The sequence below is a fragment of the Corallococcus sp. AB030 genome (assembly GCF_003668965.1).
Taxonomy (GTDB): Bacteria; Myxococcota; Myxococcia; order Myxococcales; family Myxococcaceae; genus Corallococcus; species Corallococcus exiguus.
Genome location: NZ_RAWQ01000023.1, coordinates 13,397 through 28,070, shown reverse-complemented (window position 1 = coordinate 28,070; position 14,674 = coordinate 13,397). Strand labels below are relative to the sequence as shown.

Annotated in this window: 16 protein-coding genes; 7 read left to right on the top strand and 9 right to left on the bottom strand. The window is 68.8% G+C overall.

Going from position 1 to position 14,674, the window contains the following annotated elements; translation table 11 throughout:
* A complete protein-coding gene (locus tag D7Y15_RS08610; protein ID WP_233604862.1) occupies positions 1–660 on the top strand; it encodes a sterol desaturase family protein in 660 nt (219 codons plus the stop codon).
* On the opposite strand, the gene D7Y15_RS08605 is transcribed toward D7Y15_RS08610, so the two are convergent.
* Both D7Y15_RS08605 and D7Y15_RS08600 read right to left on the bottom strand, forming a co-directional pair.
* A complete protein-coding gene (locus D7Y15_RS08605; RefSeq protein ID WP_121752246.1) occupies positions 618–1,361 on the bottom strand; it encodes a DUF5953 family protein in 744 nt (247 codons plus the stop codon). The genes D7Y15_RS08610 and D7Y15_RS08605 overlap by 43 nt on opposite strands.
* Before the next feature lies 1 nt (position 1,362).
* Positions 1,363–2,295, bottom strand: coding sequence for a DUF6310 domain-containing protein (locus tag D7Y15_RS08600; protein WP_233604861.1), 933 nt, complete (start codon positions 2,293–2,295; stop codon positions 1,363–1,365).
* A 206-nt stretch (positions 2,296–2,501) separates the two neighbouring features.
* Here D7Y15_RS08600 and D7Y15_RS44085 point away from each other — a divergent pair, with 206 nt between their 5' ends.
* On the top strand, positions 2,502–2,780 hold the full coding sequence (locus D7Y15_RS44085) for a hypothetical protein (RefSeq protein WP_148712730.1): 279 nt from the start codon (positions 2,502–2,504) through the stop codon (positions 2,778–2,780).
* A 30-nt stretch (positions 2,781–2,810) separates the two neighbouring features.
* On the opposite strand, the gene D7Y15_RS08595 is transcribed toward D7Y15_RS44085, so the two are convergent.
* The 6 genes from D7Y15_RS08595 to D7Y15_RS08570 all read right to left on the bottom strand — a co-directional run bounded on the left by D7Y15_RS08595 (position 2,811) and on the right by D7Y15_RS08570 (position 8,826).
* Complete coding sequence (locus tag D7Y15_RS08595) at positions 2,811–3,392, bottom strand: dual specificity protein phosphatase family protein (RefSeq protein ID WP_121752245.1); 582 nt, start codon at positions 3,390–3,392, stop codon at positions 2,811–2,813.
* 19 nt (positions 3,393–3,411) lie between these two features.
* Positions 3,412–4,407 carry a hypothetical protein gene (locus tag D7Y15_RS08590; protein WP_120575691.1) on the bottom strand — a complete coding sequence of 332 codons (996 nt, stop codon included), beginning with the start codon at positions 4,405–4,407 and terminating at the stop codon, positions 3,412–3,414.
* Positions 4,397–5,638, bottom strand: coding sequence for a GtrA family protein (locus D7Y15_RS08585; protein WP_120575690.1), 1,242 nt, complete (start codon positions 5,636–5,638; stop codon positions 4,397–4,399). Before D7Y15_RS08585 ends, D7Y15_RS08590 begins: the two co-directional genes overlap by 11 nt.
* Positions 5,631–6,566 carry a phosphatase PAP2 family protein gene (locus tag D7Y15_RS08580; RefSeq protein ID WP_120575689.1) on the bottom strand — a complete coding sequence of 312 codons (936 nt, stop codon included), beginning with the start codon at positions 6,564–6,566 and terminating at the stop codon, positions 5,631–5,633. Before D7Y15_RS08580 ends, D7Y15_RS08585 begins: the two co-directional genes overlap by 8 nt.
* On the bottom strand, positions 6,544–7,878 hold the full coding sequence (locus tag D7Y15_RS08575) for an inositol-3-phosphate synthase (protein ID WP_120575688.1): 1,335 nt from the start codon (positions 7,876–7,878) through the stop codon (positions 6,544–6,546). The genes D7Y15_RS08580 and D7Y15_RS08575 overlap by 23 nt, the downstream gene beginning before the upstream one ends.
* 429 nt (positions 7,879–8,307) lie before the next feature.
* Positions 8,308–8,826, bottom strand: a complete 519-nt coding sequence (locus tag D7Y15_RS08570) for a pyridoxamine 5'-phosphate oxidase family protein (RefSeq protein ID WP_121752244.1) — start codon at positions 8,824–8,826, stop codon at positions 8,308–8,310.
* Between the two features lie 166 nt (positions 8,827–8,992).
* Between D7Y15_RS08570 and D7Y15_RS08565 the strand changes: the two genes are divergently transcribed.
* Positions 8,993–9,487, top strand: coding sequence for a hypothetical protein (locus D7Y15_RS08565; protein ID WP_120575686.1), 495 nt, complete (start codon positions 8,993–8,995; stop codon positions 9,485–9,487).
* A gap of 10 nt (positions 9,488–9,497) precedes the next feature.
* Here the strand turns inward: D7Y15_RS08565 and D7Y15_RS08560 are convergent, their stop codons facing one another.
* Positions 9,498–10,424, bottom strand: a complete 927-nt coding sequence (locus D7Y15_RS08560; RefSeq protein ID WP_121752267.1) for an aldo/keto reductase — start codon at positions 10,422–10,424, stop codon at positions 9,498–9,500.
* 124 nt (positions 10,425–10,548) lie between these two features.
* Between D7Y15_RS08560 and D7Y15_RS08555 the strand changes: the two genes are divergently transcribed.
* The 4 genes from D7Y15_RS08555 (at position 10,549) to D7Y15_RS08540 (ending at position 14,625) form a co-directional block, all read left to right on the top strand.
* Entirely contained in the window at positions 10,549–11,967 is a 1,419-nt protein-coding gene (locus D7Y15_RS08555; RefSeq protein ID WP_121752243.1) for a hypothetical protein, read from the top strand.
* A gap of 33 nt (positions 11,968–12,000) precedes the next feature.
* Entirely contained in the window at positions 12,001–12,843 is an 843-nt protein-coding gene (locus tag D7Y15_RS08550; protein WP_121752242.1) for a DUF2807 domain-containing protein, read from the top strand.
* A gap of 52 nt (positions 12,844–12,895) precedes the next feature.
* Positions 12,896–13,903 carry a zinc-dependent alcohol dehydrogenase family protein gene (locus D7Y15_RS08545; RefSeq protein WP_121752241.1) on the top strand — a complete coding sequence of 336 codons (1,008 nt, stop codon included), beginning with the start codon at positions 12,896–12,898 and terminating at the stop codon, positions 13,901–13,903.
* A gap of 95 nt (positions 13,904–13,998) precedes the next feature.
* The gene (locus D7Y15_RS08540) at positions 13,999–14,625 is read left to right on the top strand and encodes a DUF1360 domain-containing protein (protein WP_121752266.1); all 627 of its coding nucleotides are present in this window, start codon (positions 13,999–14,001) and stop codon (positions 14,623–14,625) included.
* Positions 14,626–14,674 lie beyond the last annotated feature (49 nt).

Genomic DNA, 14,674 nt, shown 5'->3' with positions numbered 1-14,674 from the left:
ATGTTCGAGAACGCCTTCATGGAGGCGGCCTCGAAGCTGCACCCCGCGGTGCCGGTCCTCCTCTACATCCCGCTCACGCTGGGCCTGCTCGGGTGGGGCCTGTCAGGGGGACGGACGTCCGTGGGGCGGGTCCTGCTGTTCATCCCGCTGGGCCTGCTGACATGGATCCTCATGGAGTACTGCATCCACCGGTTCTTCTTCCACTGGGAGGGCAAAGGCCGGCTCACCCAGCGGGTGCATGAGATTGCCCATGGCTACCACCACAAGTACCCGGACGACTCACAGCGCCTGGTGATGCCGCTCATCGTCACCATCCCGCTGTCCTCGCTCATCGGCGGGCTGCTGTGGATGGTGGGGCGCCCGGCGCAGATGCTCCCGTACTTCGTGGGCATCGTCTGGGGCTACGTGACCTACGACACCCTCCACTGGGCCACGCACCACCGCACGCCGAAAACGGCCTGGGGGAAGGCGCTGCGCGCGCACCACATGGCGCACCACTTCGCGACGCCGGACCGCAACTTCGGCATCAGCAACCGGTGGATGGACATGCTGATGGGGAGCGGCGGACGGCGGCCCGAGCGCTCCGGCAAGGAGGGATGGGTGAAGCGCGGGAGGCGTCAGGGGGCCACGCGCCCGCCAATCACCGGGAACCGCGCGTAGGCCCGCAGGAGCGCGTCCAAATGGGCAGGATTGTCGAGTGTGAGAGGCGCGTCCGTGAGCTGGACCACCCACCCACCGGAGGAGAGCCTCCTTGCGCGCGAGAGCAGGTCCGCGTCGCGCTCCGGATCCGGGAACCCGATGATTCGTGTGGCCGCGGCCGACCAGTAGTTCAACCACCCCAGCCGATGCGGAATCTCTGGGGAGCGGAGTTCCTGCGGGAACTTGAGTGCAGGCAGGCCCCGTGGAGGATCTTGGGGTTTGTGCATGGGGTGGACCGTCTGTCGTGAGATTTCCGCCGCCGCTTCAAAGGGCGTGGCATGTCCCCACAGCGCGTGCGCGCCTTCGGCCATCCCCTCCAACGCCTTCGCGGCCACGGCGAGAATCTCCGAGTTCAGCGGGAGCTTCGCGTGGACGTCTAGCAGTGGCGTGGGGCCGGGTCCGTCCAGTGCGGACAGCGTCAGGGGAGCGCCTTCATCGTTGTTGCAGATGAAGGGGATTCCTCCGTCTCTCCGGATCCGGGCGAGCCATTCATCCCGCTCAGGGAGGGGCACGAGTTCCTGCTCATCCGAGACGGTCCACGTCAGCCAGAGGCCGGGGACCGTGTGCTCCAGCCCATGAGCCGCGGCCACGAGACAGCGCTCGTCCCCTGGATGCGCGGGCACATAGACCCGGATGGTGAGCGTGTTTCGGGAGGGGGGCATGTCAGCACCAGGGCATGAGGACGACCGTGAGCGTGGGCGCGGCTTCCTCCAGCATCTTCTGATGGGCTTCGGTGCGCACGCCGATGACGAAGGTATAGCCGCAGGCCGCGGCGAGGGCCTGTTCGCGCAGCCCTTCCTGCACCTGCTTTTCAAGCTCGCGGTCTTGAATGTAGGGCGTGTACGTTTCAATGGCGGTGGTCTTCACCTCCCACAGCTTGCGCGTCGCGAGTTGCAGGGCGTCAAAGGCCTTCCCGTTGACGAGCACGTTGGCGCCTCGGAAGGCGTTGTCCGGAATCCGGTCCGCGCACTGGTTGTGCAGCCTGTTCCCTCCCTTGGGCGGGATGCGCTGGGGCGTGCACTCCGGGCGGCGCGCCCTCTCACGAGGCTCAGGTGGGCTGCCAGGCGGAAACCAGTCTTGTGCCGAGGGCTCCGGCTGGGGTCTCCGCTTCGCCACGGCGTCCCGTGAGATGGGTGCTGCGACAGGCACAGGCGTGTCCTCCGAATGCACGCCCTTCCACGACTCCGCCTCCAGCGCTTCCGCGATGGCGACGCCCACCATCACCACGCCGATGACGACCACCGCGCCCACAACCAGTTCCGGCTGCGTCAGCAGGCAGACGCCCACCATCATTTCCAGGGCGGCTGCATCCGCTGTCGCTACGGGACACTGCCGCTCGGTATCGCGGAAGCGAATTCGCCGGGTGTCGAGCGTGTGAAAGCACCGCTCCACCACCTCAGGCCAGGGCCGCGAAGCCTCCTGGACGACACATTGTCCCTCGTCCTTCCAGGGCAGCTCCGCCGCGCGCTGGAGGTTGGCGAGCTTCTCGCTCTGGGACGCTGGGCCCTTCGGGCCCGGCGTGGAGGCCGCGCAGGCCGATAGGAGGAGCAGCACCGCGATGCAGGCGTGGACGCGCATGGCCACGTATTCGACCATGCCAGCACCTATTCACAGGCCTCAAGAGATGGCCTCCTCCGGACTACCTGGGGAACTCGTAGGCGAGTATGTGCGCGTCCAGGAACCTGGGCGGTCGAGCTTGAACCAAGCCCTGTGCGATATGGGCCATCCCACGAACTGAAAATTCTTCAGTTCATGACGTTGCCAACGTCTTTGCTGTGGTTACGTTCGGGCGTCGTCGTCAGTTGAAGTGGGGTCCAGCCCATGAAGGTGGCTACTGGAAGTGGTTTGCGTGGTCGGCTGTCGCCGTCGGTGTCCTTGCTCTCGTCGGTTTGAAGGCGCTCGGGATCGTCGTCGCTGCTGTTGTTGTTCAGCCGGAGGTGACCATGGAAATCATCAAGTCGTCGTTCACTCACAAAGTCGTACTTGCCGCATCTGTTGAAACGGCGTGGTCGATCTTCGTGAACCTCTTTACGGGTAGCCACCCCACTTCAGCTGACGACGCCATGAAGTCGATGCAGTGACGCCATTCCTCGGCCAGTACCGACAGCGGCTCAGGCCGCCCGTTCCGGCACGCCCGTCCAAGCCGCCACGAAGTCCGCCAGACCGCGCAACTGCCGGTCGTTGAGCGTCGCCTGCCAGCGCGCATGGCGCACCGCCCGGTACGCCTCCGGCGCGTCCCAGCCGCGCGCCACCATCACCGCCAGGCCCATCAGCGGCCCGCGCCCCACGCCGTGCTCGCAGTGCGCGTACAGCACTCCGCCCGCGTCCAGCCGGGGCAGCGCCCAGCGCACTCCTTGCGACAGCTGCTCCACGGACGGCGGGTAGCGGTCCGTCACCGGCAGGCTGAGCAGCTCGATGCCCAGCGCCGCCAGCGCCTCGCGGTCGTCACAGCGCTCCGCGCGCAGGTCGATGACGCAGGTGATGCCCCGGGCCTTCAGCTCGCCGTAGCGCGCGCGGGACACGCCGCCGCCCACGTGCAGCCACGGGTTCACCTGGGACACGTTGAGGGCGCGCTTGCCGGGCAGCTTGGTGGTCCACTCCACCCCGCGCGCCACCACCCGCAGCACCTGCTTGCGCACGAACCCCCGGACCCCGGGGACGTGATGCACCGACCGCAGCAACGACTCGCTCACGCTTGAAGACCCCTGCCGGCTACTCGCCTTCCACCGACACTTCCATCAACCCTTCCACCGGCGCCTTGCCCGGGCGCTCCATCACGCCCCGCAGCAGGTACGTCACCGGCGAGCCCACCACGGGCCGCACCAGCCCACTCAGCACTCCCAGCGACTCCACCGGTGCACTGCGCTGAAGCAGGGAGGTGCCGCGCAAAGTCAGCGCCGGCTTGCCGTCGCGGTCGGTGAGCTCCGCCCGCCACGTGCTCTTCTCCTTCGTGCCCGTCTGCGTGACCGTGAAGGACTCCAGGAGCCGCGCGGCCCCCTTGCCCTCCCAGACGTAGACAGGCGCGTAGTCGCCCTCCTGCCCCTCGCGCGCCAGCACCACCATGTGCTGCGGACCCTTCATCGCGCGGAAGCGCACCCAGCGCTTCGCCAGCTTCGCCGGCGCCACCGTGCTGCGCGAGTGGTCCACGTACCCGCCGCCCGCCAGCGTCACCGCCGCGGACTTGGGCACCTGGAGCGTCAGCTTCACGGGGCTCGCGCCCAGCAGCACCTCGTGGCGGTAGCGGTCCTTGCCGTTCTCCACCACGGAGCCCTCCGGCGACCACGGCTCGGGCTTCTTCGCGTACTCCAGCGTCACCCGCCCGTTGTCCAACGCCGCGTCCACCGTCAGGCCCGCGTCCGTCGCCTGGGCCGTGCACGTGCCCAACTTGAGCGTGTCCGTGTCGGGCGTGTAGCCCCACTCCTTCGCCCCCATGCGCGTCTGCGGCGACCAGGCAGGCTTGCCCGGCCGCAGCACGGTGGCGCGGCAGATGCCCGTGCGCGACCCCGGGCCAATGTTCGTCACCGACAGGTTCACCGTCACATAGGTGCCGTCGTCCGCATCCGCCACGAAGGTGAAGCTCTCTCCGTACCGGTCGCTGGAGTCGAAGGACAACCCCAGCACGCCGCCCGCCGCCGCCACCCCCGGAAGCGAAAGCAGGGCCCCCACCAGCAGGGCCCTCAAGCCGCGGGCGCGCGTGTCACGCCGCATGGGGCCGCTGCTCCAGGAGCTCGTCCGAGTTGTCGTTGAAGACGTAGTCGCGCTGCAGGGGCAGGTTCCACGCGAAGTACACGACGCCGCGCACCAGCCACCAACCCAGCGTGTACGCCAGCTGCGGGTGCAGCGTGAGCAACGCCACGCCGCCCGCGTTGAGCAGCGCGCTGGTCGCGCTCACCAGCGTGTAGCGCGCCAGCTGCGGCGCCACCGCACCCTGGCTGCGGAAGGTGATGACCCGGTTGATGGAGTAGTTCACCACGCCGCCCAGCACGCAGCCGGCCACCGTGGCCCACACCGGGGAGATGCCTCCCCACTCCACCATGCCCAGCACCGCCACGAAGTCCACCGCCGTGGCGATGGCGCCCGCCGCCGCGTTGAAGCCGAACAGCGCCACGCCCGAGCGCTGCTTCACCGGCTTCTTGGGCGTCAGGGCCCGCACCAGCGTGCGGAAGCGCGCCAGCGCCGTGACGTTGCTCAGGACGGCCACGAACACCAGGCCCGCCACCGCCAGCCAGTGCATGGGGTGCTTCTCCGTCGGCCAGAACAGCGCCTCCAGGATGGGCGACAGCGCCGTGCCCACGCCCAGGAACAGCACCCGCTCCAGCCGCTGCATCGCGCCGTCGCGCACGCTCACGCCCAGGCCTTCACCCTTGGCGCGCACGTACGGCACCAGCGAGGAGCCCATCAGCGCACCCAGCGCGGGCAGCAGCACCCAGGTGTCCCGGTAGTACCAGGCCAGGCCCATCAGGATGGCGGAGTCCACGTACCGGTCCAGCACGGAGTCCAGCGCCGCGCCCGCGGGGTTGGCCTCCTTGCGGGTGCGCGCCACGCGGCCGTCCATCACGTCCAGCACGCCCGCCAGGAGGAACAGCCAGCCGCCCAGCGCGAACCGGCCCGCCGCCACCGCCACGCCGGACGACACGCCCAGCAGGCCCGACAGCATGGACAGCGCGTTGGCCGGAAGGCCCGAGCGCAGCAGCACCCGCCACAGCGGCTGGATGACCCAGAAGAAGTAGTGGCGCAGGAAGAAGCCCACCAGCACCGACTTGCCGCGCGTCAGTGTCTCCTCGTCTCGCGGGATGCCCTTGATGGCACAGCGGATACAGAAGAGCACCAGGCCCACGAGGAAGTACGCGACCGCGAACAGCGCGGGCGCCAGCGCGGTCCAGATGCGCGCCGAAGGGGACAGGTCGCCACTCAGCAAGGCCAGCATGTTGTCATGCACGGGTGTTCCCTCCAGACGGCAGGGTCAAGGGCGCCACTCCTGGCGCTTCCATGGCCCGTCTTGCGAAGACAGCCCTCACGACGACGAAGGCCACGACCGCCGCGATGCTTCCCGCGAGCACGTCGAGGACATAGTGGTGCGTGAGATACACGGCGGAAAAAGCGACGAGCAGCGCGAACAGGATGGTGCCCACCCGCCACGCGGGGCCCTTGTGCCAGAGCACGAGCACCATCATCAGCGGGTAGGCCGCGTGCAGCGACGGCATGGCCCCGAAGACGTTGGGGTTCTTGGCGTAGAAGTTCGCGAAGTAGTGGATGCCGAAGAAGGCATCGAAGCGCGCGGTGCCCGCCGGACTGGGCGGCGCCGACAGGTCCGCGAGTCCCGGCCCGTACTTCAGCACGTACCAGGGGGGAGCCGCGGGGTAGATCACGTAGGTGACCACGCCAATGGCGTTCACCACGAAGAAGGCCCAGCACAGCTGTTCGAAGCGCACGTCCTTCTTGAAGAAGAACAACAGCGCCACGAGGAAGACCTCGTAGAGGTAGGCCGCGTAGGCCCAGCCGCACAGCAGGTCCAACGGTGTGTTGGGGTGACGCGACCACCACTCGGGCCAGTGCGTTCCGCCCGGGGCGGGGAACAGCAGCTTCTCCAGGTTCCACAGGTCGCCGGTGTGGATGGTGCCGCGCACCCCCAGCCACAGCGCCTGGCTGTCCAGGATCATACCGGTGAGCCACAGCGGGAACGCGCCGCGGAGGAACCGCCGCGGGCCGGCGCCGGCCCAGGCCAGCACCACCAGCAGCAGGTCCGCCGCGACGTGCTCCCACCGGACGCGGCCGGTGGAGACCACCAACGTGAAGTGGCCCGCCGCCATGACGGTGACGAGCCACTTGAACGCGGAGTCGTTCTTAGCGGGCGAGCGGGAGGTCATCCCCGTAGTAGTCCAGCCCCAGGTGGGTGATGGGCTCTTCGCCCGCGACGACGCGCAGCGTGTTCTTCAGCTTGGTCAGCTGGATGAACAGGTCGTGCTCCACCGGCAGACCCGGGTGGGCCATGGGGCTCTTGAAGTAGAAGGACATCCACTCCTGGATGCCCCGCCACTCCATCCGCTTCGCCAGGTCCAGGAACAGCGCGATGTCCAGCACCAGCGGCGCCGCCAGGATGGAGTCGCGGCAGAGGAAGTTGACCTTGATCTGCATCGGGTAGCCCAGCCACCCGGTGATGTCGATGTTGTCCCAACCCTCCTTCGCGTCGCCGCGGGGCGGGTAGTAGTGGATCGACACCTTGTGCGAGTACTTGTTGTACAGCTCCGGGTACAGGTCCGGCTGCAGGATGGTGTCGAGCACGCTCGACTTGGTCACTTCCTTGGCCTTGAAGGCCTGGGGATCATCCAGCACCTCGCCGTCACGGTTGCCCAGGATGTTGGTGGAGAACCACCCCTCCAGGCCCAGCATGCGCGCCTTGAGCGCGGGCGCGATGACCGTCTTCATCATCGTCTGGCCGCTCTTGAGGTCACGGCCCGCGACGGGCACGCCCTCCAGCTTGGCCATCTCCTGCAGCGCCGGCGTGTCCACGGAGGCGTTCGGCGTCCCGTTGGCGAACGGCACGCCTTCCTTGATGGCCGCGTAGGTGTAGAGCGCCGTGGGGTTGATGTCCGGGCTGTTGGCGTCCAGCGCCTTCTCGAAGTTGGCCAGCGTCTGGAAGGCCTCCGGCAGCGGGCGGAAGGTCTCCACGCTGCTGCACACCACCATCACGGCGCGCTTGGCGTTGAGCTCCTTCTTGAAGTCCCGGATGTCCTGGCGGATGGCCTCGATGCTCTCGCGGTGCGTCTTCGTGGCCTTGATGTGGTTGGCCGCGATACGGCGCACGAACTCCGGATCATGCACGCCCGGCTTCGGCTTGATGCCCTGGAGGAAGGGCTTCACCTGCTCCAGGTGCTTGTCGGTCAGCACGCCCGAGCGCACGGCCACCTGGTAGGCGTCCTCGCTGATGATGTCCCACGCGCCGAAGACGACGTCGTCCAGCGTGGCCAGCGGCACCAGCTCGTTGAGCTTCACGGTGCGGCCGTCGGTGCGCTTGCCCAGGCGGGCCGTGCCCATCTGCGTGAGCGAGCCAATGGGGGCGCCCTTGCCCTGCCGCGCCAGCTCCACACCCGCCATCAGCGTGGTGGAAACCGCGCCCAGGCCCGGGATGAGCACCGCCAGCTTGCCCTCGGGCTTCGCGACCTTCTTCTTATTCTCCATCGTCCTGATTCCTTCGAATGGCGGGAAATCGCTCCGCCCAATGAGCGTCTCCGAGTCCGTTCCATCCGGCGCCGGCAAAAATGCCGGACGGAAGGTGGAAAATCTCGAAAGCGGATGGTTGATACTCTAAACCGTCTGTCACTTCAACGTGATGTGCGGACGGTTTGCGGCTCGTACCACGGCGGCGCTCGGCTGCATGACTCGGGCCGGGGCCCCGCTACAAGCCAGGACGAACGGCGCTGTCAGAGAAACAGCAACCATGGGACAAAAGTCTCACCCACCACGGCGAGCTCCCTGGGGGCGCTCGCCGGGTGGGTCCAGGTGCGTCAGTTCTGAGGCTGTCCTGCTTTCACACACCCCCTGACACACGTGTCAGGATTTGAGAGCGTGGGAACCGCCGGCCTTCCGGCGGCCCCGTTCGGGTTCCCGTCAGTTGTGGCGGGGGGCGCCCCGGTCGAGCTTCTGGTTGTCGCCCGGGTGGTACTTATCGCCGGTGAGGACGGCTTTCACGAACCCGACCAGCTGGACCATCTTGCTGTTGGGCGTGTCCCAGTACTCGGCCTTCTCGACGGAGACGCGCAGCAGGGCCAGGTTCGGATCATCCAGACCCTGGGGGAACCAGGCCTTGAGGGCGGGGTTCCACAGCTCCTTGGCCTTGGCCTTGTCGCGGATCAGCGCGCAGCGGCCGCTGACGGACACGTACCGGTCCCGGGTGGGGTCTGAGTAGGCGAGGCTGACGTGGTGGTCCTTCTGCACCTCGTCCACCTTGTGGGTGTGGTCGTTGGTGAAGAACCACAGCTCCCCGTCGAAGTCCTTGTCGTAGGTCCACATCGGCCGGCTGCGCAGGCTGCCGTCGGCGTCCACGGTCGTCATCATCGCGACCTTGATGCCGTGGATGAGCTTGCCCAGGTGCTCCACCACGTCCTGCGGACTCTTCGTCGTCGTCATGTGCTCGCCTCCCTTGGCGGTTGAAGGTAGGCAGCGGCCGGGCAGCGAACATCGTCCGCACCGCCGGGTCGGCACCCCGGCAGCCGGGCGTGTGATAGGGGGCGTGCCGGGCCCACTCGCTTGTTTCGTCTTTCGGAACGAGGCGCGACGGCCGGGAGCGACACGGATGCTGAAGACCGCGTGGAACGAGTGGAGCCTGAAGGCGCTGCAGCTGGAGACGGCCCTGCTGGCGCTGGAGGAGATTGAGCTGCCGGACGCGATGCACGCGCTCCAGGACGCCGCCCAGCAGAAGCTGCTGGAGCTGGCGCGGGCGTGGCAGAAGACGCAGCCCGCGAAGGAGCCGCGCGAGTGGGCGCGCGAGGAGAAGGCGGGCGGCACGCCTCGCGACGAGGAGCTGGCGGACCTGGTGAAGGGCTTCCGCGAGGACGGCAAGACGTGGACGCTCTACCGCCTCACCAGCGACAAGAAGGAAGTGGTGGAGACGGTGGTGTCCGAAGGGCGCGCGTGCATGGCGGCGGGTGGCGAGTACTACCTGGGCCAGTGGGACGCGGAGGACGGCGTGCTGGAGGTGGGGCGCGACGACGAGGCCGGCGAGCCCGGCACCGGGCTGGTGCTGGAGCCGGGCGGCGAGCTGCGCTACTCGCCGTCTCCCGACCTGTAGTCCGCGCGGATCAAGACTCGAAGAGCTTCACCATCCGCGCGCGCAGCTTCTCGTCGGGGAGCCGTCCGAAGCCCGCCTTCACGTTGTCCTCCAGGTGGGCGGGGTCGGACGTGGCGGGGATGGGGCAGTTCACGGCGGGGTGGCCCAGGATGAACTTGAGGAAGAACTGGGCCCAGCTGGAGCAGTCGAACTCCGTGGCCCAGTCCGGCAGGGGGCGGCCCTTCATCTTGCGGAAGAGGTTGCCCTTGTCGAAGGGCTCCATGACGAGCACGGCCACGCCGTGCTCCCTCGCCGCGGGCAGCAGGCGCGCTTCGGCGTCGCGCATCGCGAGCGAGTAGGGCAGCTGCACGAAGTCCAGCTTGCCGCCCTGGATGTGCTTCTCCAGGTCGTCGAAGGCGCTGCGCAGGTAGTGGGTGACGCCCACGTAGTGGATCTTCTTCGCGGCCTTCATCTCCCGCAGCACGGGCAGATGCACGTCCACGTCCAGCAGGTTGTGCACCTGCATCAGGTCCATGCGGCCGTGGCCCATCTTCTGGAGGGACGCTTGTATCTGCGCCGCCCCCTCCGCCTTGCCGCGCGTCCAGACCTTGGTGGCGAGGAACGGCGTCTTCTCCTGGCCGGACTGCTTCAGCAGGTCGCCCACGACGGCCTCGGAGCGGCCGTACATGGGGGACGAGTCGATGAGGCGCGCGCCCGAGTCGAAGAACTTCTGGAGGACCTGGGCCAGGGGGGCGCGTTCGTTCGCGGCGCCGCCGACGTCGAAGGTCTGCCAGGTGCCCATGCCGATGACGGGCAGGGCTTCGCCGGAGCTGGGGATGGGGCGGGTGAGCATGCGGGGACTCTGGGCCAGGGCGGAGAGGGACGGCGCGAGCGCGGCGCCGATGCCCGCCACCAGGACCTCGCGGCGGGAAGGGTGGGGAGGACGGGACGGGCGCATGGGGGAAGCGTAGCGGCCGGGCGCGCCGGACACCGGGCTTCGTGAAGGTGAAGACGGGCAGGTGACAGTTCTGGAAGGCCGCGGTGTTCCCTTCGCCGAATCCTTTTTCAGGAAGGTCCAGGCGATGAAGCGCAAGGTCGCGGTGTGTGTCGGGGTGATGGTCGCGGTGGCGGCGGGAGCGGCCGGAGCCGAGGAGCGCACGGAAGGGACCGCTGCTCCGGAGTCACACTTCGCTCCCGTGCAGGAGGCACCGGCTCCCACGGCCGTCGCGATTCCTGTCGCGGCGCTGTCCCCCGCGCCCCTCGTGGAGGCCGCGACAGGCGGTGAGCCCGCGGGGGCCACGGTGGCGCGGCAGCGTTCGGACACGGAGGAGATCCACGTCCCGGTGGTGCTGATGGCGCTGCCGCACGTGAGCACGGCGGGCACGGCCACGGAGCGGCTGGTGACCACGTTCGCGCTCGGTGCGCTCGCGACGCATGCGAAGCGGGTGGATGGCGCGGCCATGTCCCTGGGCGCGAACTGGGTGGGCGAGGATTTGTCCGGCGTGCAGCTCGCGCTGGGAGCCAATGTGGTGCGAGGCACCGCGTCCGGCGCGCAGTTCGCCACCGGAGGCAATATCGTCACGGGAGAACTGGACGGTATTCAGGCCGCGGTGGGCCTCAACGTGGTGAAGGGCGCGGCGGCGGCCGGCCAGTTCTCCGTGGGCGGCAACGTGGTGGGCGGCGAGCTGTCCGGCGGACAGTTCTCCGTGGGCGCCAACATCGCGGGCTCGGGTGGCGTGGGGGGCCAGTTCACGGTGGGCGCGAACATCGCGACCGCGCAGTTCAAGGGCGCGCAGTTCGCGGCGGGCGCGAACATTGCTTCGACGATGTCGGGTCTCCAGGCCTCCTCGGGCTTCAACTACGCGGGCCGGATGGACGGCGCGCAGTTGTCGCTGCTCAACGTGGGCGGGGACGTGTCCGGCGCGCAGGTGGGGTTGATCAACGTCGCGGGCAAGGTGGACGGCCTCCAGCTGGGGTTGATCAACGTCGCGCGTGAGTCCCAGGGCGAGGCGCTGGGCCTGCTCAGCTTCATCGGCAACGGTCAGGCGAACCTGCAGCTGTGGGCCAGCGACCTCGCGTACACCAACGTCGCGGTGAAGTTCGGCGGACGGCACTTCCACACGCTGCTGACGCTGGGCTTCAACCCGGGCACGGACACGCACCGCCGCCGTTACGTGGGAGGCATGGGCTTTGGCGCGCACATCCCCGCGGGGCCATTGTTCTTCGACCTGGATGTCATTGGCAGCGGCGTCCACACGGACAACCTCTTTCGCGATGGCGACGGCCTGAACGTACTGGGACAGTTGCGGCTGGTGGCGGGTTGGCAGGTGGCGAAGCGTTTCGCGCTCATCGGTGGCGTCACCGGCAACACGCTCGTGACCTGGGACAACGGGGACCGTTGGGAGGAGCTGGGCATCGGGCCCGAGTGGCGCAGCGTCTCCGATGGGGGACGCACCACCGTGCGTGTGTGGCCGGGCGTCCTGCTGGGCGTGCAGATCTGACGCGGCATTCGATTCGAAGTCCGGGAGGGGAACATGTGGAAGCGTTTGGGAGTGGCCGCGCTCGCGGCGGGACTGCTGTCCGGCTGCTACTTCACCGATGAGGTGCAGGGCGACGGCAACACCGTCACGGAGTCGCGCGTGGCGACCGAGTTCTCCACCGTGGAGAACCGGGGCTCGATGGAGGTGGTGATTCGCGAAGGTGAGGTGCCGGACGTGAAGGTCACGCTGGATGAGAACCTCCAGCACCGCGTGCGCACCTTCGTGTCGCCCGGCAACACGCTGGTCATCGAGACGGATGGCTCGTTCGCGCCCCGGGGTCCGGCGCGCGTGGAGATCCTGGTGCCGCGCATGGTGGGCGCGACGCAGGACGGCTCCGGCATCCTGCGCGTGGAAGGCTTCGAGCGGGTGAAGGAGGACGTGAAGCTGGTGGCGAAGGGCTCCGGCTCCCTGCGCTTCTGCGGCGGGGTGCGCACGCTGGATGCGAAGCTCAGTGGCTCCGGAAACATGGAGCTGTGCGCGGCCGGCGAAGGCATGGCCGAGTGGGTGGACCTGTCGCAGTCCGGCTCCGGCGACTTGAAGTTCGAGGGGGCGGCGAAGCATGTGCGCGCCCGGGTGGACGGCTCCGGCTTCACGACGCTCAAGGGCGTCACCAACCGGCTCGACGCCTGGCTGGATGGCAGCGGTGGTATCGGAGCCTCGGGCCTCCGGGCCGTGGACGTGAACATCACGTCGCAGGGCTCCGGCACCGTCGCCGCGTACGTGGACGGGGGCGGGGCGGTCGTCGTGCTCGACTCGTCTGGGAACGTGGACCTGTATGGCCATGCCCAGTCGACCCAGCTCCGGGTCAACGGCAGCGGCCGGGTCATCTGGCACTGACTAGCTTGTCCTCGACACCCGTGAAGTGCGCGGGTGGAGAGGCAGGCGGGCCATGGCAGGGACCATGCGGGCGATGGTGCTCCACGCACCTGGACAGCGCCTGCGGCAGGAGGAGCGGCCCATTCCGGAGCCCGGGCCGGAGCAGGTGTTGTTGAAGGTGCACGCCTGCGCGGTGTGCCGCACGGACCTGCACGTGGTGGATGGAGAGCTGACGCGCCCGAAGCTGCCGCTGGTACCGGGCCACGAAATCGTGGCCACGGTGGTGGAGACGGGCGCGCGGGTGGAAGGCTTCGCCCCCGGGCGGCGAGTGGGCGTGCCGTGGTTGGGGTGGAGCTGCGGGCAGTGCCGCTTCTGCCGCTCCGGCCGGGAGAACCTCTGCGACACGGCGCGCTTCACCGGCTACGACATCGACGGGGGCTTCGCGGAGTACACCGTCGCGGATGCGCGCTTCTGCTTCCCGCTGCCGCCGTCGTACCGCGACGTGGAGGCCGCGCCGCTGATGTGCGCGGGGCTCATCGGCTACCGCAGCCTGCGCATGGCGGGGGAGGGCCCCCGGCTGGGGCTGTATGGCTTTGGCGCCGCCGCGCACATCCTCATCCAGGTGGCGCGGCACCAGGGGCGCCGCGTGCATGCCTTCACTCGCGAGGGTGACGCCAGGGGCCAGGCCTTCGCGCGGGAACTGGGCGCGGTGTGGGCGGGGAGCTCGGACACGCCGCCGCCGGAGCCGCTGGACGCGGCCATCCTCTTCGCTCCCGTGGGCGCGCTGGTGCCCGCCGCGCTGAAGGCCGTGGACAAGGGCGGCGTGGTGGTGTGCGGCGGCATCCACATGAGTGACATCCCGTCCTTCCCCTATTCGGTGTTGTGGGAGGAGCGCGGGGTGCGCTCGGTGGCGAACCTCACGCGTCAGGACGCGATGGACTTCCTGGCGTTGGCGCCGCGAGTGCCCGTGCGCACGGAGGTCCAGGTGTTTCCCCTGTCCGCCGCGAACGAGGCGCTCCAGGCCCTGCGCGAAGGTCGAGTGCGAGGGGCCGCGGTCCTGGACATGACGGCGGCGGAGTAGGGCCGCATTGGAGCGAGTGCCCGCGCGCCTGGCTGCCCGGATGCTTGGAGTCAGGGGGAATGCACAGCTTTGGCGGCATGGAGGCTGTGCACCCCATGAAAGCGCTTCAGGAGACGGGACCGTTCGCTGGCTACGACTCGGATCACCACCCGCTGGGCTCGTACGCGGCGCTCATCGGGACGTTCAGCACGTCGCTGGTCGGCTTCCTGGGCTGGATGAATGCCTCCGGGCGTCGGTTGCCGGAGCGCCTGGGGTGGAAGGACCTGGCGCTGTTCGGCGTCGCGACGCACGCGGTGACGCGGTTGGTGGCACTGGACCGGGTCTTCAGCGTGTTCCGGGCACCGTTCACGCGCTACGAGTCCGACAGCACCGCGGGCGAGGTGGTGGAGACCGCGCGCGGCGAAGGCCCACGGCGCGCGCTGGGCGAGCTGCTGGATTGTCCCTTCTGTCTGACGCCGTGGGTGGCCTCGGGCTTCATGGTGGCCTCGACGGTGCGCCCGCGTGAGACGCGCTTCGTGGCCTCCGTGTTCGCGCTCAGCGCGGCGTCCTTCTTCCTGCACCGGGCCTACGAACGGGTGGGCGAAGGGCTGCACCGCACCCGAGCGCAGGCGCGAATCCTGGAGAAGGAGCAGAAGAAGGACTCCGACGCGGGCGTACAGTTCCCCGGTCGTGGGCCGCAGGTCGTCGAGCCCGGCCGCGCACCCATCCCGTCTCCGAGCTGACCTCTTCACCGTGAGTCACTGCGCCTTGTTTCTGGCAATGGCTGGAGGG

What these genes read in the sequence shown, in the direction of transcription:
- D7Y15_RS08590 (WP_120575691.1), bottom strand. Translation starts at nt 4,407, where the DNA reads ATGCGGCGTGACACGCGCGCCCGCGGCTTGAGGGCCCTGCTGGTGGGG.
- D7Y15_RS08575 (WP_120575688.1), bottom strand. Translation starts at nt 7,878, where the DNA reads ATGGAGAATAAGAAGAAGGTCGCGAAGCCCGAGGGCAAGCTGGCGGTG.
- D7Y15_RS08570 (WP_121752244.1), bottom strand. Translation starts at nt 8,826, where the DNA reads ATGACGACGACGAAGAGTCCGCAGGACGTGGTGGAGCACCTGGGCAAG.
- D7Y15_RS08560 (WP_121752267.1), bottom strand. Translation starts at nt 10,424, where the DNA reads ATGCGCCCGTCCCGTCCTCCCCACCCTTCCCGCCGCGAGGTCCTGGTG.
- D7Y15_RS08550 (WP_121752242.1), top strand. Translation starts at nt 12,001, where the DNA reads ATGTGGAAGCGTTTGGGAGTGGCCGCGCTCGCGGCGGGACTGCTGTCC.
- D7Y15_RS08545 (WP_121752241.1), top strand. Translation starts at nt 12,896, where the DNA reads ATGGCAGGGACCATGCGGGCGATGGTGCTCCACGCACCTGGACAGCGC.
- D7Y15_RS08555 (WP_121752243.1), top strand. Translation starts at nt 10,549, where the DNA reads ATGAAGCGCAAGGTCGCGGTGTGTGTCGGGGTGATGGTCGCGGTGGCG.
- D7Y15_RS08540 (WP_121752266.1), top strand. Translation starts at nt 13,999, where the DNA reads ATGAAAGCGCTTCAGGAGACGGGACCGTTCGCTGGCTACGACTCGGAT.
- D7Y15_RS08580 (WP_120575689.1), bottom strand. Translation starts at nt 6,566, where the DNA reads ATGACCTCCCGCTCGCCCGCTAAGAACGACTCCGCGTTCAAGTGGCTC.
- D7Y15_RS08605 (WP_121752246.1), bottom strand. Translation starts at nt 1,361, where the DNA reads ATGCCCCCCTCCCGAAACACGCTCACCATCCGGGTCTATGTGCCCGCG.
- D7Y15_RS08610 (WP_233604862.1), top strand. Translation starts at nt 1, where the DNA reads ATGTTCGAGAACGCCTTCATGGAGGCGGCCTCGAAGCTGCACCCCGCG.
- D7Y15_RS08600 (WP_233604861.1), bottom strand. Translation starts at nt 2,295, where the DNA reads ATGGTCGAATACGTGGCCATGCGCGTCCACGCCTGCATCGCGGTGCTG.
- D7Y15_RS08565 (WP_120575686.1), top strand. Translation starts at nt 8,993, where the DNA reads ATGCTGAAGACCGCGTGGAACGAGTGGAGCCTGAAGGCGCTGCAGCTG.